This window comes from Rhodanobacter sp. UC4451_H18 (assembly GCF_052978225.1).
Genome location: NZ_CM129663.1, coordinates 3,416,571 through 3,434,837, shown reverse-complemented (window position 1 = coordinate 3,434,837; position 18,267 = coordinate 3,416,571). Strand labels below are relative to the sequence as shown.

Annotated in this window: 18 protein-coding genes and 1 tRNA gene; 6 read left to right on the top strand and 13 right to left on the bottom strand. The window is 66.2% G+C overall.

The window, feature by feature from the left end; genetic code table 11:
* The first annotated feature begins 138 nt into the window (after positions 1–138).
* Entirely contained in the window at positions 139–711 is a 573-nt protein-coding gene (locus tag ACVCMG_RS15375; protein ID WP_395119757.1) for a YkvA family protein, read from the top strand.
* A 99-nt stretch (positions 712–810) separates the two neighbouring features.
* Here the strand turns inward: ACVCMG_RS15375 and ACVCMG_RS15370 are convergent.
* From ACVCMG_RS15370 to grxD, 6 genes are all read right to left on the bottom strand, one after another.
* Positions 811–887 (bottom strand) — tRNA-Asn (locus tag ACVCMG_RS15370).
* Between the two features lie 68 nt (positions 888–955).
* Positions 956–2,356, bottom strand: a complete 1,401-nt coding sequence (gene ppnN, locus ACVCMG_RS15365; RefSeq protein WP_395119758.1) for a nucleotide 5'-monophosphate nucleosidase PpnN — start codon at positions 2,354–2,356, stop codon at positions 956–958.
* 174 nt (positions 2,357–2,530) lie between these two features.
* A complete protein-coding gene (locus ACVCMG_RS15360) occupies positions 2,531–5,764 on the bottom strand; it encodes a TonB-dependent receptor (RefSeq protein WP_447114495.1) in 3,234 nt (1,077 codons plus the stop codon).
* 270 nt (positions 5,765–6,034) lie between these two features.
* Positions 6,035–6,634, bottom strand: coding sequence for a YhgN family NAAT transporter (locus tag ACVCMG_RS15355; RefSeq protein WP_395119760.1), 600 nt, complete (start codon positions 6,632–6,634; stop codon positions 6,035–6,037).
* 83 nt (positions 6,635–6,717) lie between these two features.
* Entirely contained in the window at positions 6,718–7,485 is a 768-nt protein-coding gene (locus ACVCMG_RS15350) for an SDR family NAD(P)-dependent oxidoreductase (protein ID WP_395119761.1), read from the bottom strand.
* Positions 7,482–7,805, bottom strand: a complete 324-nt coding sequence (gene grxD / locus ACVCMG_RS15345) for a Grx4 family monothiol glutaredoxin (protein WP_395119762.1) — start codon at positions 7,803–7,805, stop codon at positions 7,482–7,484. The genes ACVCMG_RS15350 and grxD overlap by 4 nt, the downstream gene beginning before the upstream one ends.
* Before the next feature lie 112 nt (positions 7,806–7,917).
* Here grxD and ACVCMG_RS15340 point away from each other — a divergent pair, with 112 nt between their 5' ends.
* Positions 7,918–8,496, top strand: coding sequence for a superoxide dismutase (locus tag ACVCMG_RS15340; RefSeq protein WP_447114494.1), 579 nt, complete (start codon positions 7,918–7,920; stop codon positions 8,494–8,496).
* Positions 8,497–8,629: 133 nt separating this feature from the next.
* Here the strand turns inward: ACVCMG_RS15340 and ACVCMG_RS15335 are convergent, their stop codons facing one another.
* Positions 8,630–9,790, bottom strand: a complete 1,161-nt coding sequence (locus tag ACVCMG_RS15335) for a 5-(carboxyamino)imidazole ribonucleotide synthase (protein ID WP_447114493.1) — start codon at positions 9,788–9,790, stop codon at positions 8,630–8,632.
* Positions 9,787–10,290 (bottom strand): 5-(carboxyamino)imidazole ribonucleotide mutase, encoded by a 504-nt coding sequence (gene purE, locus ACVCMG_RS15330; protein WP_395119765.1) that lies wholly within the window; start codon positions 10,288–10,290, stop codon positions 9,787–9,789. The genes ACVCMG_RS15335 and purE overlap by 4 nt, the downstream gene beginning before the upstream one ends.
* Before the next feature lie 65 nt (positions 10,291–10,355).
* Here purE and ACVCMG_RS15325 point away from each other — a divergent pair, with 65 nt between their 5' ends.
* The 4 genes from ACVCMG_RS15325 to ACVCMG_RS15310 all read left to right on the top strand — a co-directional run bounded on the left by ACVCMG_RS15325 (position 10,356) and on the right by ACVCMG_RS15310 (position 14,367).
* Entirely contained in the window at positions 10,356–10,631 is a 276-nt protein-coding gene (locus ACVCMG_RS15325) for a Trm112 family protein (protein ID WP_447101542.1), read from the top strand.
* 116 nt (positions 10,632–10,747) lie between these two features.
* Positions 10,748–13,069 (top strand): DUF1631 domain-containing protein, encoded by a 2,322-nt coding sequence (locus tag ACVCMG_RS15320; RefSeq protein WP_447114492.1) that lies wholly within the window; start codon positions 10,748–10,750, stop codon positions 13,067–13,069.
* Positions 13,066–13,923, top strand: a complete 858-nt coding sequence (gene nadC, locus ACVCMG_RS15315; protein WP_447114491.1) for a carboxylating nicotinate-nucleotide diphosphorylase — start codon at positions 13,066–13,068, stop codon at positions 13,921–13,923. The genes ACVCMG_RS15320 and nadC overlap by 4 nt, the downstream gene beginning before the upstream one ends.
* 42 nt (positions 13,924–13,965) lie before the next feature.
* A complete protein-coding gene (locus ACVCMG_RS15310) occupies positions 13,966–14,367 on the top strand; it encodes a DUF3301 domain-containing protein (protein WP_395119768.1) in 402 nt (133 codons plus the stop codon).
* A gap of 31 nt (positions 14,368–14,398) precedes the next feature.
* On the opposite strand, the gene ACVCMG_RS15305 is transcribed toward ACVCMG_RS15310, so the two are convergent.
* The 5 genes from ACVCMG_RS15305 to petA form a co-directional block, all read right to left on the bottom strand.
* Complete coding sequence (locus tag ACVCMG_RS15305; RefSeq protein WP_395119769.1) at positions 14,399–14,845, bottom strand: ClpXP protease specificity-enhancing factor; 447 nt, start codon at positions 14,843–14,845, stop codon at positions 14,399–14,401.
* Entirely contained in the window at positions 14,832–15,470 is a 639-nt protein-coding gene (locus ACVCMG_RS15300; RefSeq protein ID WP_395119770.1) for a glutathione S-transferase N-terminal domain-containing protein, read from the bottom strand. The genes ACVCMG_RS15305 and ACVCMG_RS15300 overlap by 14 nt, the downstream gene beginning before the upstream one ends.
* Before the next feature lie 68 nt (positions 15,471–15,538).
* A complete protein-coding gene (locus ACVCMG_RS15295; RefSeq protein WP_447098358.1) occupies positions 15,539–16,306 on the bottom strand; it encodes a cytochrome c1 in 768 nt (255 codons plus the stop codon).
* A complete protein-coding gene (locus ACVCMG_RS15290; RefSeq protein WP_395119772.1) occupies positions 16,299–17,600 on the bottom strand; it encodes a cytochrome b in 1,302 nt (433 codons plus the stop codon). The genes ACVCMG_RS15295 and ACVCMG_RS15290 overlap by 8 nt, the downstream gene beginning before the upstream one ends.
* Complete coding sequence (gene petA / locus ACVCMG_RS15285; protein ID WP_136257406.1) at positions 17,600–18,196, bottom strand: ubiquinol-cytochrome c reductase iron-sulfur subunit; 597 nt, start codon at positions 18,194–18,196, stop codon at positions 17,600–17,602. The genes ACVCMG_RS15290 and petA overlap by 1 nt, the downstream gene beginning before the upstream one ends.
* Positions 18,197–18,267: the final 71 nt, after the last annotated feature.

Sequence of the window (18,267 nt, the reverse complement as noted above, 5' to 3'; positions counted from 1 at the left end):
CGTCCGCTGCAGCAGCTCGCGAACTGCCCTGCATCGCCCGTCGCAAGGACGCGCGGAGTCGGCCCCTGCCAATTGACGGCCATGCGCCGGCTGGCATAGGCTGGCAATCTTTTCCCACCGCCTCGCGAGTCGCCAACCATGAGCCTGGAACTGCACATCACCCTCAGCGACGCTGACCTGAAGCTGTTCGTCGACAGCATCACCGAGGCGCGAAAGCAGGTGGACACCGTGGATGCCATCAGCATCGTCGGCGCCGCGCGCAAGCTGCTCGAGGAAACCAATCGCGCGGAACTGCCCGACTTCGTCGCCAATCGCCTGAAGCATCTGGACACCATGATCAGCATGATCGAGGACGCCGGTTTCGCCCTGCCCGAGGAGGATCGCAACAACGTGCTGGCCGCGCTTGCGTACTTCTCCAGCCAGGATGACGTCCTCCCCGACAATGTTCCCGTACTGGGCTTCCTCGACGACGCCATCATGATCGAGCTGTGCATGCGCGAGCTGCAGTACGAAATCGAGGCCTACGACGACTTCCGCCTCTGGCGCGACAATGAGGCCACCCGCCGCGGCGAAAGCAAGGCCGGCCTGATGCTGAACCGCGTGGAATGGGCCGAGGTTCGCCGCCAGGAGGCCATCGAACGCATGCACCGCCGCCGCCGCGAAGCCTATGCCGGCGGCAGCTGGACGCCGGTACTGTTCAAGGTGCGCTGAGGCGGCATCGGCCTCACCCGCGAAGGGCGCTGCGGCGCCCTTCGTCGTTTCCGCCAACGACAAAGGCCGGCAGTTTCCTGCCGGCCTTTGTCTTGCATCTGGCGCCCGAAGTTGGACTCGAACCAACGACCCCCTGATTAACAGTCAAGTGCTCTAACCAGCTGAGCTATTCGGGCGGGAGCTGCGTAGTTTGTCGACGCGGCGGCGTACTGTCAAGCCGCCGGCCGCATGATCCGCCGCCGATTCAGTGGGTGATCACGCGATAGCAAGGCACGTAGGCCGAACCGCCCGGCAACTTCATGCGGTGCTGCTGCACGAAGGCCTGCAGCAGCTGGTCCAGCGCGCGCATGATGTCGACATCGCCGTCGATGGCGAACGGCCCGTTGCGCTCGATCGCCTGCACGCCCTCTTCCTTCACGTTGCCGGCGACGATGCCGGAGAACGCCCGCCGCAAGTCGGCGGCAAGCTCGTGACGCGGGCGGCCGTGGCGGATCTGCAGCGCACCCATCGCCTCGTGCGTGGGCCGGAACGGTTGCTGGAATTCCACGGGAATCTGCAACGCCCAGTTGAAGAAGAACGCGTCCTTGGTGTCGAGCCGGTTGTGGCGCACTTTCTCCAGCCCCGTGACCATCGTGCGCGCCACTGCCTGCGGATCGTCGACGATGATCTGGTAGTGCCGCGCCACCTCGTCGCCGAGGGTCAGCCTCAGGAAGCGGTCGATCTGTTCGAAATAGGCGGCCGAATGGCGCGGCCCGGTGAAGATCAGCGGGAACGGCGTGCTGGCGTTGTCCGGGTGCAGCAGGATGCCGAGCAGGTAGAGGATCTCCTCCGCCGTGCCGACGCCGCCGGGAAACACGATGATGCCGTGGCCCAGGCGCACGAACGCCTCCAGCCGCTTCTCGATGTCCGGCATGATCACCAGGTGGTTGACGATCGGGTTCGGCGACTCGGCCGCGATGATGCCCGGCTCGGTGATGCCGATGTAGCGGTTGTGCCGGCGCCGCTGCTTGGCGTGCGAGATGGTGGCGCCCTTCATCGGCCCCTTCATCGCGCCCGGGCCGCAGCCCGTGCAGATGTCCAGCCCGCGCAGGCCGAGCTGGTAGCCGACCAGCTTGGAGTAGTCGTATTCCTCGCGCGAGATCGAGTGGCCGCCCCAGCACACCACCAGGTTCGGGTCGACCTGCGGCTTCAGGATGCGGGCGTTGCGCAGGATCTCGAACACACCCTGGGTCAGGCCCGCGGAAAGATCCAGGTCGAAGCCGACCTGTTCGAGCTGGGTCGACACGTAGACGATGTCGCGCACCACCGCGACCAGCAGCTCGTTGATGCCGCGGATGATCTCGCCATCGACGAACGCTTGTGCCGGTGCGTTCGAGAGCTCGATCTTCATGCCGCGGTCCTGCTGCAGCACCTGGATGTCGAAATCGGGGTATTGCTCCAGCATCGCGCGCGGATCGTCGCTGAAGTTGCCGGAAGTCAGCACCGCCAGCGCGCAGCGCCGCAGCAGCGCGTGCAGCCCCGAACCGCTGGCGCCACGCAGTCGCGCCACCTCGTGCCGCGAGAGCACGTCGAGCCCGCCGATCGGCGTGATGCGGGCGCTCACCGTGCCCGCTTTGCCGGCACGGCCGGCCTGGGAATCATTCATCCACCACTCTCCTGCCGCTGACGACGTGACTGCCTCATGCAGTGTCGTGGCGGGTTGCCAAGCATCCGCTGCGCGAATCATCGGGTCAAGACAGCACGACGCCGATGCGCTCTCCGTCGGGCGAAAAAAAACCGGCACCCTGGGGTGCCGGTTCGTTTCGGGACGATGCAGCGATCAGAACGTGTAACGCAACGTCAGCATGGCCGACCAGCGCGACACCACGCGTGTCGGGTTGGAACCGGCGTCGTAGCGGATCAGCTGCTGCGGCTGGTAATTGCCGTTCTGGTCGGTGGGCAGGTAGTAGATGTACTGGCCCTGCGCATTCACGCCGTCGTAGCCGGCCAGCGTGCGCGTGTTGAACTGGCCGTTGACGGTCTGGCCCCAGTCGCTGTCGAGCAGGTTGAGGAAGTTGTAGACGTCCAGACGCACGACGCCCTTGTTGCCCTCGAAGATGCCGGGCACTTCCTGCGAGAAGCTCATGTCGAGCTGGTTGACCCAGCCGTAATGATCGGTATTGCGGCCAGCAATCTGGCCCCGGTGACGGCTGAGGTACTTGTTGCCGGCAATGTAGTCCTGGAACTGCTGGATCAGTTCGGGCGATGCGCTGCCGTAGCTGACCTTCGCGTCGTTCACCGTCGGGATGTAGATCGGGTCCTGGTAGGTGATGCCGTCGCCGTTGGAGTCGCCGGAGAAGATCCAGCTGTACGGCAGGCCGCTGTGGCCGTTGTAGAACGCCGACACGCTGGTCTTGTAGTTGCCGAAGAACGCATGCTGCCAGGTCAGCGACGCCTTGAGCGCCTTGGGAATGTTGCGGTCGGCAGTGGCGGCCACTTCGTCGTTGACGTTTTCGCGCACCACGTACTTGTAGCCGGAGAACGCCTGCGAGCTGTTGCCCGGGTTGACCTCGGTGGCATGGCTGAACGTGAGGCTCACGTTGCCGAACCAGCTCTCCGAAAACGGCTTGGCCAAGGCCAGGGTCAAGCTATCGGACTTGCCCTTCCCTGTGTTGGTGAGCAGCGTGGACTGCTGATCGAATGCCAGGTCGCGATTGGCGGCGGCATCTTTGCTGCTGCCGCGCTCGCCCGGGGTCTTCCAGTACTGGTTGCGACCGTCAGGCATCGTGCCGGTTGGCGCACCGATGTTGATGGCCTTGTAGAAGATTGCGTTGTCGGCCTGGATGTGCTGCAACTCCACCGAGCTGATCAAGCCCCACCACGGCAGTTCGGCATCGAACGCCAAGGTGGTCTTCCACACGCTGGGCAGCTTGAAGTCGGGGTCGATCGTGTCCACGATTCCCGCCGGTGTTGTCGTACTCGGGCGATTCTGGTTGTACGGATCCCGGCTGAACGGCGCATCCGTCGGATCGAACGATTCATAAGTGGACACGGTGAGACCATTGTTCTGGTAGGGGTTGGTCATCCATACCGTCGGCGGAGTGGTCTGGAACAGGCCGATGCCGCCACGCAACTGCATCATGCGCTCGGTGTTGAAGGCGTAGTTGAACGCGAAGCGCGGCTCGACCACTTTGTTCTTGCTACCCAGGCTGCTGTTGTTCGGGTAGCCGAACGACTGCTGGAACGCGGCGTTGTAGAACGGCGCATGGTCGGATTGCGGGATGTTCATGCGCAGGCCATAGGTCAGCGACAGGTTGTTGTTGACCTGCCAGCTGTCCTGGATGAACGGGCTGTACTGGCTGTACACCCACTGCGCCGCCACGTCATTGAGTGTGTAGCCCGGCGCCGGCTGGTACAAGTAATACGAGGCGTAATCGCGGTTCGCGAAATTGGCCAGTCCGTAGAAAGTGTAATTGCCGTGCTCGGTGCGGCCGAACAGGTTGTAGATCTCGTCGCGCTGGAAATCGATGCCGCCCTTGATCGTGTGATCGCCGAGGAAGTAAGTACCGGCGATGAACGCCGACCACTTCTTGGTGCTGACGGCGTTCTCGTGGCGATACTGGTCTTCGCCCAGGTTGACGGACGGTCCCTTGTTATTCGGGCTGAGGTAGACCTTCACCTGAGGCTGGTTGATCGCATTGCCGGCCAACTGCTCGAAGGTCTGATAGCTGATTTTGGCCTCGGTCGAGAAGTTTTCGCTCCAGTCATCGTAGAACTGCAGCGCGGCGTTCTTGGTCAGGCTGTCCTTGCTGTACCAGTAGCTGTCCAGGCCCACTTCCTTGGAGCTGTTGCCCTGCACGATGGGCTGGTTCTCCTTGGTGTACTGGTAGGTGAAGCTGGCACGATGGTCGTTGCTGATGTTCCAGTCGATCTTGCCGAGGTAGCGCTTGTCGGTCAGGCCGACCGCACCGCCGCCCAGGCTGCCCGGCTGCAGGCCAAGCGCCTTGGCGGTGTCGATCACCTGCTGCAGGTCGCTGGGCGAGATCTTGTTGGAGGTGGACGCGCCGGTCAGCGACGGATCCAGGCCGTTGGACGAGTCCGCGCCGATACCGGTGGTCTTTTCCTGCTCGGCCGAGAAGAAGAAGAACAGCTTGTCCTTGATGATCGGGCCGCCCACGGTGACGCCGCCGGTCCAGTCGCGCTGGTAGCCGGTGTAGTCGTAACCGCGGTCGCCGTTGTCCAGCCAGCCGGCGTTGCCGACCATCTTGTTGGCATTGCGATAGGCGTAATACACCGAGCCGTGAAACTCGTTGGTGCCCGACTTGGTGACCGCATTGATGTCGGCACCGACCGTGTCGGAGGTGACGTCGAAATTGGCGGTGGAGATGTTGTACTCGCCGATCGTGTCGACCGAGATCGGCGAACCCTGGTACGGCAGGCCATTGGCGTTGAGGCCGTAGGGGTCGCCCTGGGAAATGCCGTCGACGCTGATGTTGTTGAAGCGGTTCGGCAGGCCGGCCATCGAGATCGAACCGTCGCCCTGGTCGGTCACGTTGATGCGCGGGTCGAGGCGCGCGATGTCGTCGATCGAACGGTTGCCCTGCGGCGTCGTCTCCAGCTCGCGCTGCGAGACGTTCATCGACAGGCCCTTGTTGTCCGCCGAGAAAATCTGGCTGAGCGCCGAGGTGGTGACCGTGACCGCGCTGAGGTCCTTGGCCTGAACCCCGGATGTGCTCATCTGCACGTTGATCGAGGAGACCTGGCCCAGTTGCAGGTAGACGTTGTTCTTTTCCGCCTGCCCCATGCCCGTCTTGGACACGGTGATGTCGAACGGGCCGCCCACGCGCAGGCCCTGCGCGGTGTAGCGGCCGTCGGCGTCGGTGGTGACCGTCTTGGTGGTGCCTGACGGCTCATGCACGATCTGCACGGTGGCTCCGGCCACCGGCTGGCCGCTGGCGTCGACGATTCGTCCCGTCGCGCCGGAGGAGGTCACGTTCTGGGCGGCGGCCGGCGCGCCCGCAAGCAACGCAGCAATCGCAAACGGCAGCAATTTGGTGCGAATTCGGCTGTTCATGTCTTGTTCGTCCCTCGAGTCAACGACAAAAGAAAAGTATGTACGGAATCAAACATGCCGCGACCCGGGATGGCCCAGGCATGGTGGCGAAGCGTTTGATGGTCCTGCTTGGCTCCCGGCAGCGGTCCGCGCGGGACCGATGCGGGCGGCTGGCAGCTGTCTCCCTCTGCCAACCAATTGTTAAAAGAATTTTAACGGCATTGTATGACACTTTCATGCCAGTGGCACGTCACCCCGGCGACGGCCAACCGCCCCCGCGGGGCATGGTTTTCAGGGCATCGAACGCAGGAACGAGGCCACGCCGGACATGAACATCTGTACCGACAAGGCGATCAGCAGCATGCCCATCACGCGCTCCAGCGCGGTCAGCACGCTCTCGCCCAGCCAGCGGAACAGGTAGGTCGAGCTGAGCAGGATGATCGCCGTGGCCAGCCACGCCAGCAGCAGCGCGAGCACCCAATCCGCGGTGCGCCCGGGCTGGGTGTTGGTGAGCAGCAGCAGCGCGGCCATCGCCGAGGGCCCGGCCACGCCGGGGATCGCCATGGGCACGATGAAGGGCTCGCCCTGCCCCGGCTTGCCGAAGATGCCGCTGCCGTCGGCCGGCGGGAACACCATGCGGATGCCGATCAGGAACAGCACGATGCCGCCGGCGACGCTGATCGAGTCGGGCTTGAGCTGCATCAGGTGCAGGAACTGCTGGCCGCCGAACAGGAACACCAGCAGCACGCCGAGCGCGATCAGCAGCTCGCGCACCATCACCCGGCGCCGGCGCCGCGGCGGCACGTCCTTGAGCAGGCTGAGGAAGATCGGAATGTTGCCCAGCGGGTCCATGATCAGGAACAACATGATGCCCGCCGACAACGTGGTCATTTGCGCTTCCATTTCGACTCCCTGCAGTCAGGTTTGCGACGTGCCCCGATCGTGGATGCGCGGCGGGAGCCTGCCCGCGAGCTCTACGAGCGAAGGTCCAGCACCGCGCCGCGTGCCGCCCGCGCCTGCGGGCCGAGCAGATAGATGGCCGCATCGGCAGTGGCGTCCGGCGTGGGCTGCTGCATGATGTCGTCGCCGAAATAGGCCAGCCGGCGCAACGCCGTGCGCATCGGCGCGGGCAGCAGCGCGTGCACGCGCAGCGAAGTCTCGTCGGTTTCCTCGTGCAGGATCGCCGCCAACCGCTCCAGCGCGGCCTTGGACACGCCGTAACCGCCCCAGTGTGCACGTCGCAGCAGGTCGGGGCTGTCCAACACGAATACCACGGCGCTGTCGGCGGCCCCGGTCAGCAGTGGCATGCAAGCCTGGGTCAGGGCGAACGGCGCGTTGACGTTGACGTGCATCGCGCGCAGCCAGTCGTCCGGCCGCTGCATGGAAATCGGCGTGAGCCCGGCGAAACTGGCCGCGCAATGCACGATGCCGTCGAGACGGCCGAGGTCGCGCTGCAAGCCCTCGGCCAGTGCGGCGTACTCGCGCGGCGTGGCCACTTCCATGTCCAGCGGATGGATCACCGGCTCGGCCAGGCCCTCCTCGCGCATCGCGTCGTAAAGCTTCTCCAGCTGCCGCTTGCGCTTGCCGGTGATGACCACGGTGGCGCCGGCCAGCGTGGCCGCGCGCACCACCGCGCTGCCGAGCCCGCCATAGGCGCCGGTGACCAGGATCACGCGACCGGCGAGGCTGCCGGCCTCGGGCTGCCAATCGGCCGGCAGGCGCGCCACGGGCAAGCCGCTCAAGAGGCGGCCCCCGCCACGTCGCTGGCCATGCGCGCGAGTTCGCCGGAGGACATCAGCTCCTCGATGATGTCGCAGCCGCCGATCAACTCGCCGTTGATGAACAGTTGCGGGAACGTCGGCCAGTTCGCGAAGTGCGGCAGCGCGGCGCGCACCTGCGGATCGGCCAGCACGTTGACTGCGTGGAATGTCGCTCCTGCCCGAGTCAGCGCCTGCGCCGCGCGACTTGAAAAACCGCACATGGGATATTGCGGCGTGCCTTTCATGAAAAGCACGATGGGATGCTCGGCCAGCATCGCCTTGATTGGCTCGTTGATGTCCATGGTGGTGTTTCATCTTTACAATGCAGGCAAGCCGCTATTGTATCAGCCGCCCGTCGGCCGCCACCTGTTGCGCCGACATTTTCTCCCTCAGCAACATCCCAAGGAGTCGCTCATGGCCATCGAACTTCCCCCGCTTCCGTACGAAAAGAATGCATTGGAGCCGCACGTCTCCGCCGAGACGCTCGAGTACCACTACGGCAAGCACCACCAGGCCTATGTGACCAACCTCAACAAGCAGATCGAAGGCACCGAGTTCGCCGACGCGAAACTCGAGGACATCATCCGCAAGTCCTCCGGCGGCATCTTCAACAACGCCGCGCAGACCTGGAACCACACCTTCTACTGGAACTCGATGAGCCCGAACGGTGGCGGCGAACCCACTGGCAAGCTCGCCGACGCGATCAACAAGGCGTTCGGCTCGGTGGCCAAGTTCAAGGATGAGTTCAGCAAATCCGCCGCCGGCAACTTCGGCTCCGGCTGGACCTGGCTGGTGCAGCGCCCGGATGGCTCGCTCGGCATCGTGAACACGTCCAACGCCGGTACGCCGATCACCGGCAGCGACAAGCCGCTGCTCACCGCCGACGTGTGGGAGCACGCCTACTACATCGACTACCGCAACGCGCGCCCGAAGTATCTGGAGGCGTTCTGGAACCTGGTCAACTGGGATTTCGCGGCGAAGAACCTGACCTGATCCCGCGGCTCACCGAAAAAAGGCGGCGCCAATGGCGCCGCCTTTTTCATGCCCGCTTTTGCACGAGCGCACCCTGTGCGCGATGGTTCCGGGTCACGTGACGAAAGGCTCGCGCACAGACGGGGGTGCGATCCTACCGGCCCGCCAGCGCACGCAACACGGGTGCCACCTGCGCCTCGCGCCCCAGCGCCTGCGCGATGTCGCGCAAGCGTGACGCCAGCGTGGGGGCATCGGGCGCGCACACGGTGGCGTGACCGACCTTGCGCCCCTGCCGCGCCTGCTTGCCGTAGTCATGCCAGTGGGCATCCACGCCGCGCAGCACCGGCGCGGCATCGGGCAGCTCGCCGATCCAGTTGAACATGGCCGCCATGCCGCGCACGTTGGTGTCTCCCAGCGGCAGGCCGAGCACGGCGCGCACGTGGTTCTCGAACTGGCTGGCGTGCGCGCCCTCGATCGTCCAATGGCCGGAGTTGTGCACGCGCGGGGCCATTTCGTTGCCGAGCAATTCGCCGTCGCGCACGAACAGTTCCAGCGCGAACACGCCGACGTAGCCCAGGCGTTCGGCCAGGATGCGCGCGTGTTCGCTGGCGCGGTGCTGCAGCGGGCCGAGGTCCGGCGCCGGCGCGAGGCTCATCGACAACACGCCGTCGACGTGCCAGTTGCCGGTCAGCGGCCAGGTGCGGAACTCGCCGTCGCGCCCGCGCACGGCGATCACCGACAGCTCGCGCTCGAACGGCACGAAGGCTTCCAGGATCAGCCCCAGCGTGGCCGCCTGGGCACCCAGCGCCGCCCAGGCCGCATCCGCGTCGGCCGCCGTGGCCAGCCGGAACTGGCCCTTGCCGTCGTAACCCAGGCGACGCGTCTTGAGGATGGCCGGGGCGCCGACCGCGGCCAGCGCCTGATCCAGCTGCTCGCGGGTGTCGACCGCCATGAATTCGGTGGTGGGCAGGCCGCAGGCGCGGAACAGGTTTTTCTCGGCCAGCCGGTCCTGCGCCACCGCCAGCGCCTCGGGCGCCGGGTGCACGGCGACCCGTTCGGCCAGCCAGTGCGCGGTATCGGCCGGCACGTTCTCGAAATCGAAGGTGACCACGTCCACCCGACGGGCGAACGCCTCCAGCGCGGCGCGATCGTCCCAACCGGCCACCACCAGCGGCGCCACCTGGCCGGCGCACGCATCGGCGGAGCCATCCACGACCAGGCAGTTCGCGCCCAGCGGCGCGGCGGCCACGGCCAGCATGCGGGCGAGTTGCCCGCCGCCGAGGATGCCCACCACCGGCTGCTTGCGGTCGCTCATGCCCGCGGGTCCGGCTGGGCGAGCACGGCTCGCGTCTGGCGCGCGCGCCATTGATCCAGCGCATCGGCCAGCGCGTGGTCGTGCAGGGCCAGCACGGCGGCGGCCAGCAAGGCGGCATTGACCGCCCCGGCACGTCCGATCGCCAGCGTACCGACCGGAACCCCTGCCGGCATCTGCGCGATCGACAGCAGCGAGTCCATGCCGTTGAGTGCCTTCGACTGGACCGGCACGCCGAACACCGGCAGGCGGGTCTTGGCTGCCAGCATGCCCGGCAGGTGGGCGGCGCCACCGGCGCCGGCAACGACGACCTGGATGCCCCGCCCGGCCGCTTGTTCGGCGTAGCTGAACAGCAGGTCCGGCGTACGGTGGGCCGAGACCACGCGAACCTCGTGTGCCACACCCAGCTCGGTCAGCACGTCGGCGGCGTGCTGCATGGTTTCCCAATCCGAATGCGAACCCATCACCACGCCCACGCGTGGTGTTTCTGTGGCTGCTGTCATGGCCGGAGTGTCCAAAAACCGTTATTGTACGGGCTTTCCCGGCCCGACACACCCGAACCCCGATGATGGACAAGCGCCTGCTCGACATCCTGTGCTGCCCCGTCAGCAAGACCCCGCTGCGATCGGTGACGCGCCCGCAACTGGAGGCGCTGAACGAGGCCATCGCCGCGGGCAAGGTCGACACGGTGGCCGGCGTGCCGGTGCGCGAGCGGGTGGCCGAGGCGCTGATCACCACCGACTGCAAGGTCATTTACCGCATCGAGGACGGCATTCCGGTGATGCTGCCGGAGGAAGGCATCGGCACCTTGCAACTGGCCGATTTCCCCACCGGCCAGGGCTAGCGCGTCGTGGCGGGCGGGAATGGGCATGACAGGCGTGCGCGAATTGGCTTATTGTCGGCCTCTGCGCAAGCCTGCAGGGTCCGGCCGTGCGTGCTACAGGTCAGGGGAACAGGGCGATGAACGAGGCCAATGAGCCAACCCGCGTAGTCAACTTGAATCAGCGCCTGGACCCGTCCAGCGAGCGCGTGGGCGAGTTGCTCAATGCCGTGCGCAGCATCGCCAACAAGCGCCTGCAGCAGTGGGTGGGCAATGCCTTCGAGCAGGTCGACGACGCCCTGTTCGACCTCGCCGAGAAGGCCGAGAACAACGCGGCGCAGATGCACTACTTCGACGGCATGCGCGAGGTGCGCAAGCGTCGCCCCGGCATCGAGCGCAACTTCCTCAACGCCATCGCGCGCAAGCTCGGCGATCTGGCGCACCCGGGCAAGGCCACCGCACCGGCGGGGCCATCCTCGCTCGGCACCGCCGAACTGACCCTCGTGGCCGAAAGCGACCTGGAAGAATCGCTGGCGATCACCAGCATGATCAGCAAGAACGACGCGCGCCTGGCGCGTGACCTGTTCGCGGTCAACCAGCGCCTGTCGGTGATCTGCGGCGGCTACAAGATCGAGGACACCAGCAACCCGGTGGCGCCGGCCACGCTGTCCCAGGCGTTCCGCGAAGCGCTGCAGGAACTCAGCGCAGACATGCGCGTCAAGCTGATCATCTACAAGCTGTTCGACCGCTACGTGCTGTCGCTGCTGGAAGAGCTGTACCAGGAGATCAACACGGAGCTGGTTCGCGCCGGCGTGTTGCCGCAGCTGCGCCACGGCCTGCTGCGCGGCGGTCAGGCCAAGGGTGGCAGCGGCACCCCGGCGGGAGCCACGGCCACGGCGGCGGCTGCCATGGACGACGGCACCGAGATCTCCGACGACCTGCTGCATACCCTGCACGCGCTGTTCAGTGCACGCCGCGGCAACGCCGGCGGTGGCCGCATGGCCAGCGGGGGCGGCACGGCGGCGGCCGGGGGTTCGCTGCCGTCGGTCAACGAACTGCTCGGCGCACTCAGCGTGCTGCAGAGCCAGATCAGCAACAGCGGACCGGTCAACTACGACGAATCCGACGACGCCGGCGCGCTCAGCCGCGAAGTCCTGCAGCTGAAGACCCAGCTGCTGGCCCAGATCGGTGCCCTGCGCGGCGAACGACCCAGCCATGTGGCCAGCATGGACGAGGACACGATCGACCTGGTCGGCATGCTGTTCGAGTTCATCCTTGAGGACCGCAACCTGCCCGCAGCGATGCAGGTGATGCTGGCGCGGCTGCAGATTCCCTATCTCAAGGCGGCGATCCTCGACCGCAAGATGTTCTCGCACCGCCAGCACCCGGCACGCCGGTTGCTGGACAGCCTGGCCGAACAGGCCAAGAGCTGGTCGGAGGAGTCCGACCGCGACCATCGCCTGCACGAGAAGGTGAAGTCGATCGTCGACCAACTGCTGCACGATTTCGACGACGACATGGGCATCTTCGAGCGCCTGTTGACCGACCTGCAGCAGTTCCAGGACGTCAACAAGCGGCGCTCCGAGCTGGCCGAGCAGCGCGTGGCCGAATCCGCGCGTGGCCGCGAGAAGCTGGAACAGGCACGCCGCCGCGCCGCCCGCGAGATCCTCGAGCGCATCGGCAGCCAGAAGCTGCCGCCGCTGATCCACGGCGTGCTGGCGCGCGCCTGGGCCAACCACCTGGTACTGACCCTGCTGCGCCAGGGCGAGGACTCGCCCGAGTTCAAGACCGCCTTGCGCTTCATCGACGAGTTCATCGCCAGCACCCGGCCGGCCAACGACACCACCAGCCGACAGGCCCTGCGGCAGATGCTGCCGGGTATCGAACGAGCGCTGCGCCAGGGCCTGGCCAACGTCGCTTTCCAGGAACAGGACGTCGAACGCCTGCTGGGCCAGCTGCACGCCTACTATCGCCAGCAGCTGGGCGAAACGACCGCGTCGGAAACGCCGGACGTCGCCGCCGCAGCCGAGGAGGACGTCGCGATGCTGGCGATCCCGGACAGCATCCAGCCGGTCATCGACCGCCAGACGGCACCCGCGGACATCCTGGAAGAAGAGGAAGAGCTGGCCGAGGTGCCGCCGGACAGCCCGGAGTGGTACCAGGTGCAGGCGCTGCAACCGGGCAACTGGCTGGAGTTCACGCTCGACGACGAGGCACCGGCACGCGCCAAGCTGTCGTGGATCAGCCCGATGAGCGGCCGCTACCTGTTCGTCAACCGTCGCGGCCTGAAGGTCGCCGATTACGCCCCGCGCGAGCTGGCTGGCCTGTTTGCGGACGGCAAGGCGCGCGTGCTGGCAGCCAACGCACTGTTCGATCGCGCGATGACCGCGATCGTCGGCAAGCTCAGCCAGGCCGGCGACGACACGCCCGCCAGCGGCACCGCTCCCACGGACACCGAATGACCGCCACGCTCCGTTTCGCGCCTCCCGCTGCCGCCCAGATCGCCGCTGATGTCGAACGCGCCCTGACCGAGGATCTCGGCCAGGGCGATGCCACCGCCGCCCTGCTCCCGGCCGATGCGCGGGCGCAGGCCCGGCTCACCTGCCGTGACGCCGCCGTGATTGCCGGCAGCGCCTGGTTCGACGCCTGCTTCCGGCGGCTGGACCCTTCGGTGCAGATCGACTGGCGGGTAAGCGACGGCGACCAGGTCGCCCCCGGCACGCTGCTCTGCAGCCTGTCCGGACACGCCCGCTCGCTGGTTACCGCCGAGCGTACGGCGCTCAACTTCCTGCAACTGCTCTCGGCCACCGCCACTACCACCGCTCGCCATGTCGCCGCGGTAGCCGGCACCGCCGTGCGCGTGCTCGACACCCGCAAGACCGTGCCCGGCCTGCGCGTCGCGCAGAAATATGCCGTGCGCTGCGGCGGCGGCCACAACCAGCGCATGGGCCTGTACGACGCGATCCTGGTCAAGGAGAACCACATCATCGCCGCCGGCGGCATCGCCGCGGCGGTGTCGGCTGCGCGCCGGCTGCACCCCGACCTGCCGCTGGAGGTGGAAGTGGAGAACCTCGACGAGCTCGAACAGGCCCTGCAAGCCGGCGTGGACCGCATCATGCTCGACAACTTCGAGCTGGAGCAGATGCGCGAGGCCGTGGCGCGCACGGCCGGCCGCGTGCCGCTGGAGATTTCCGGCAACGTCGACCTGCAGACCATCGGCGACTTTGCCCGCACCGGCGTGGATTTCATCTCGGTCGGCGCACTGACCAAACACGTGCACGCGATCGACCTCTCGCTGCGCCTGCAATTGCTCTGACCCTGGCTTGCGCGGGCGCCGGCGCGCCCACACACTGGGTGCATGTCCGATTTCTCCGCCCTCGTCCTGCTGCTGGTGCTCGGCGCCGCCGTGGGGCTGTGGCTGAAGCTCAGCGTGGCGCGCGAACGCGCGGTGCGGATCGCGCGACAACAGTGCCATTTGCACGGCCTGCAATTGCTGGACGAGACGGTGGGCATGCGTGCACTGCGCCTGCGCCGGGTCAACGGCCTGCGCCGGGTCGAGCGGGGTTACGGCTTCGAAGTCAGCATCGACGGGCACGATCGCGAGCCGGGCCGGCTGTGGATGATCGGCGACGCGCTGACCGGCCTGAGCCTGCCGGTGGTCGAGCCGCTGGCAGTCGCAAGCACGCCCGAAGACGGATTTGCAGCCTCGTCGGGGAAGGTCGTGGCATTGCGTCCGCGACGGGCCGATCGACAGCCCTGAAACGGCAGCCGCCCGACGGGGCGGCAACGGGTTACTTCACCACGCGCAGGTGCGGCGTCGCGCGCTTGGGCTTGTCGCCCCCCTCATCGGCTGCAGGGGCGGGGCCGTCCGGCGGCGGCTCGTTCGGCGGAGTGTCGCCGCCCTCGCCTTCGGCCGGAAACATCATGCCCTGGCCGTTCTCCTGCGCATACAGAGCCAGCACGGCCTGCACCGGAATCTGGATCGCCTGGCTGACCCCGGAGAAACGCGCCTGGAAGCTGATCCATTCGTTGCCGAGGTCGAGGTTGGCCACCGCGCGGGTAGCCAGGTTGAGCACTACCTGGCCGTTCTGGATCACCTGTGGCGGCACCCGCACGCCGGCCACGCCGGCATCGACCAGCACGTAAGGGGTCAGGTTGTTGTCGGAAATCCAGTCGTAGATCGCCCGCAGCAGGTACGGGCGATTCGAGCTCATGGCGATGGCGTCATGCTTGCTCATGGACCGGCCGCATGGCCTTTTCCTCGTCGGTCATGCTGCGTGCAAAACCCTGGCTGTGGAACAGGCGCTCGCCGTAATCGACGATCGACTTGCCCTCGCGGCCCAGATCCACGCCGAGCCAGGGCAGCCGCCAGATCACCGGCGCCACCAGGCAATCGGCCAGGCTCATCTCGGGGTTGAGGAAGAACCGCGAGGCCTTGAACAGCGGCACCGTGGAGAGCAGGTGTTCGCGCAACCGCTTGCGTGCCGCATCCGCCGGACGGCCGCCTGCGCGGATCTTGTCCACCTCGGGCAACCAGTCCTTCTCGATCCGCACGGCCGCCACGCGCAGGCGCGCGCGCGATTGCGGGTCGATCGGCATCAGCGGCGGGTGCGGGTAGCGCTCGTCGATGTATTCGCACACCACCGCGGTATCGAACAACGTCAGGTCGCGGTCGATCAGGGTCGGCGTGCTGCCGTACGGGTTGAGATCGAGCAGGTCCTGCGGTGGCCGGGCGTGGTCCACCAGCACCCGTTCGTAGCTGACCCCCTTGGCGGCCAGCACCAGTCGGGCACGATGGCACTGGATGTCATCGGCCGTGGTGTACAGCGTCAATGCGTTACGCAAGCGGGGGTTTTGAACCATGCGCGATTTCCCCATCGGTGAGACAGACGCGGCGGCCCGTGGCCGCCGCGTCCGCAGTGCCTTGCGGCTCAGTGGACGTCTTTCCAGTATTCCTTCTTGAGCAGCGCCGCCAGGAAGGTGAACAGGGCCAGGAACAGCAGCACCCAGATACCGTAATGGTGGCGTTGCAGCGCCGCCGGCTCGGAGACGTATTGCAGGAAGCTGGTCAGGTCACGGGTGGCCTGCTGGAACTGCGCCGGGGTCATCTTGCCCGGGTGCGACAGCACCAGCTTCTCCACGCCCGCGGCTTCGCCATCCTTCGCCGGCTTCATCTGCGCGGTCTGCATGCCCTGCAGCTCCCACAGCGGGAACGGCATGGCGGCATTGGGCAAGGTGGTGTTGTTCCAGCCGATCGGGCTCTTCGGGTCGAGGTAGAAGGTGTTGAGGTAGGTGTAGACCCAGTCGGCGCCCTTGGCATCCACTTCCAGCGAGAGATCCGGCGGAGCCTTGCCGAACCACGTGCCGGCCAGCGCTGCCGGCATGTGCGAGACCACCGGCTCCTGGAACTTGGCGCCGGTGAAGTTGAGGTTCTTCATCACCTCGTCTTCGGTCAGGCCCAGGTCCTCGGCCATGCGCGAATAGCGCACGTACTTCAGCGAGTGGCAGCCGACGCAATAGTTGAAGAACAGCCGCGCGCCGCGTTGCAGCGAAGCCTGGTCGCGCACGTCGGCGCCGGACTTCATCAACTCGACCTTGGCGCTCTCGGCCGCGTGCGCCGGCAGCGTGCCGACGAACAGGCCGAGTGCCAGCGCGATACCGGAAAGAAAATGCTTCATCGTCGTTGGCAGCTTAGTCATGCGTGGTCACCCGATCCGGAACCGGCTTGGTCGTCTCCCAGCCGAAATAGGTATAGGCCCAGAGGAAAACGAAGAAACCGAAATACAGCAGCGTCATCAGCCGTCCGAACAGGTTCTCCCAGAACGTGAGGTCGACATTGCCGAACCACGCCGGGATGACCTCCGCCGTGACGCCTGCACCGACCGCACCGAGCCCGAAGAACGACAGCACGAAGACCGTCAGCGCCACCTTGTAGCCGGTGCCGCGGTAACGGATCGACTTGACCTTGCCGCGATCGAGCCAGGGCATCGCGAACAGCACCGCGATCGCGCTGAACATCGCCAGCACGCCCCACACGGCCGAGCCGAGGAAGGACGGAATCATGCGCACGATCGCGTAGAACGGAGTGAAGTACCACACCGGCTTGATCTCCGGCGGAGTCAGCAGGTTGTTGGCTGGGATCGCGTTGTCATGCTCCAGGAACCAGCCGCCGAACGTCGGCGCGAAGAAGATGATGAACGCGGCGATCAGCAGGAAGAAGCCCACACCCACCAGATCCTTCACCGTGTAATACGGATGGAACGGGATGCCGTCGGCGGGCTTGAGCGCATCCCAGCGGTTGCCCTTGGGACCCTTCTTGATCTCCACGCCGTCCGGGTTGTTCGAGCCAACCTCGTGCAGCGCGGCGATGTGCAGCACCACCAGCAGCAGCAGCACCAGCGGCAGCGCGATCACGTGCAGCGCGAAGAAGCGGTTGAGCGTGGCATCGCCGGGCAGGAAGTCGCCCATGATCCACTGCTCCAGCCCCGAACCGATGTAGGGCAGCGTGCCGAACAGCGAGATGATCACCTTGGCGCCCCAGAACGACATGTTGCCCCACGGCAGCACGTAGCCCATGAAGGCCTCGGCCATCAGCACCAGGAAGATCAGCATGCCGAGCAGCCAGACCAGCTCGCGCGGCTTCTTGTACGAGCCGTACATCAGGCCGCGGAACATGTGCAGGAACACCACCACGAAGAACAGCGAGGCGCCGGTGGAGTGCATGTAGCGGATCAGCCAGCCCCACTCCACGTCACGCATGATGTACTGCACCGAGTCGAAGGCTCCCGCCGCGCTCGGGGTGTAGTTCATGGTGAGGAAGATGCCGGTGACGATCTGGTTGACCAGCACCAGCAGAGCCAGCGAACCGAAGTAGTACCAGAGGTTGAAGTTCTTCGGCGCGTAGTACTCGGTCATGTGGGCGCGGTACATCGGCATCATGCCGGGGGCGCGCTCGTTGACCCAGTCGCCGATGTTGCTGAATACGTTGGCCATCAGCCAGCCTCCTTCGGATCAACGCCAATCTGCACGGTGGTGTCGTCCACGAAGTGGTACGGCGGAACCTGCATGTTCTTCGGCGCCGGCACGTTCTTGTAGACCCGGCCCGCGATGTCGTAGCGCGAGTGGTGGCAGGGGCAGTAGTAGCCGCCTTTCCAGTTCGGGTCGAACGGCTCGGGCTTGATCTCGCCGTAGAAGTCCGGCACGCAGCCCAGGTGGGTGCAGATGCCGACCATCACCAGCCACTCGGGCTTGATCGAGCGCGTCTCGTTCTGCGCGTACTTGGGCTGCTGCTCGACCTCGGACTTGGGATCGACCAGCAGCGGGTCTTCCTTCGGCAACTGCGCCAGCTGGGCCGGCGTGCGGTTGACGATGAAGACCGGCAGGCTGCGCCAGGCCACGATCAGCTGCTGGCCCTTCTCGATCTTCTTGAGCGACTGGGTAACCGGAGCGCCGGCGGCCTTGGCCCGCGCGCTGGGCTCCCACGACTTGATGAAGGGCACTGCCGCCGAGACGACCCCGATGCCACCCACCACTGCGGTGGTTGCGGTCAGGAATCGGCGGCGGCCGTGGTCGACGACTTCGTTCGCCATCAGGCTCTCCGGTACTTGCAAGGTCATGCCAGGACGGGGTTTCAGGCCCCGCAAAAATCGCGTTAGTGTAG

Bases quoted from the DNA above. Each gene is read 5' to 3' on its own strand.
- ACVCMG_RS15375 (WP_395119757.1), top strand. From the start codon at position 139: ATGAGCCTGGAACTGCACATCACCCTCAGCGACGCTGACCTGAAGCTG.
- ppnN (WP_395119758.1), bottom strand. From the start codon at position 2,356: ATGAATGATTCCCAGGCCGGCCGTGCCGGCAAAGCGGGCACGGTGAGC.
- ACVCMG_RS15360 (WP_447114495.1), bottom strand. From the start codon at position 5,764: ATGAACAGCCGAATTCGCACCAAATTGCTGCCGTTTGCGATTGCTGCG.
- ACVCMG_RS15355 (WP_395119760.1), bottom strand. From the start codon at position 6,634: ATGACCACGTTGTCGGCGGGCATCATGTTGTTCCTGATCATGGACCCG.
- grxD (WP_395119762.1), bottom strand. From the start codon at position 7,805: ATGGACATCAACGAGCCAATCAAGGCGATGCTGGCCGAGCATCCCATC.
- ACVCMG_RS15340 (WP_447114494.1), top strand. From the start codon at position 7,918: ATGGCCATCGAACTTCCCCCGCTTCCGTACGAAAAGAATGCATTGGAG.
- ACVCMG_RS15335 (WP_447114493.1), bottom strand. From the start codon at position 9,790: ATGAGCGACCGCAAGCAGCCGGTGGTGGGCATCCTCGGCGGCGGGCAA.
- purE (WP_395119765.1), bottom strand. From the start codon at position 10,290: ATGACAGCAGCCACAGAAACACCACGCGTGGGCGTGGTGATGGGTTCG.
- ACVCMG_RS15325 (WP_447101542.1), top strand. From the start codon at position 10,356: ATGGACAAGCGCCTGCTCGACATCCTGTGCTGCCCCGTCAGCAAGACC.
- ACVCMG_RS15320 (WP_447114492.1), top strand. From the start codon at position 10,748: ATGAACGAGGCCAATGAGCCAACCCGCGTAGTCAACTTGAATCAGCGC.
- nadC (WP_447114491.1), top strand. From the start codon at position 13,066: ATGACCGCCACGCTCCGTTTCGCGCCTCCCGCTGCCGCCCAGATCGCC.
- ACVCMG_RS15310 (WP_395119768.1), top strand. From the start codon at position 13,966: ATGTCCGATTTCTCCGCCCTCGTCCTGCTGCTGGTGCTCGGCGCCGCC.
- ACVCMG_RS15305 (WP_395119769.1), bottom strand. From the start codon at position 14,845: ATGAGCAAGCATGACGCCATCGCCATGAGCTCGAATCGCCCGTACCTG.
- ACVCMG_RS15300 (WP_395119770.1), bottom strand. From the start codon at position 15,470: ATGGTTCAAAACCCCCGCTTGCGTAACGCATTGACGCTGTACACCACG.
- ACVCMG_RS15295 (WP_447098358.1), bottom strand. From the start codon at position 16,306: ATGACTAAGCTGCCAACGACGATGAAGCATTTTCTTTCCGGTATCGCG.
- ACVCMG_RS15290 (WP_395119772.1), bottom strand. From the start codon at position 17,600: ATGGCCAACGTATTCAGCAACATCGGCGACTGGGTCAACGAGCGCGCC.
- petA (WP_136257406.1), bottom strand. From the start codon at position 18,196: ATGGCGAACGAAGTCGTCGACCACGGCCGCCGCCGATTCCTGACCGCA.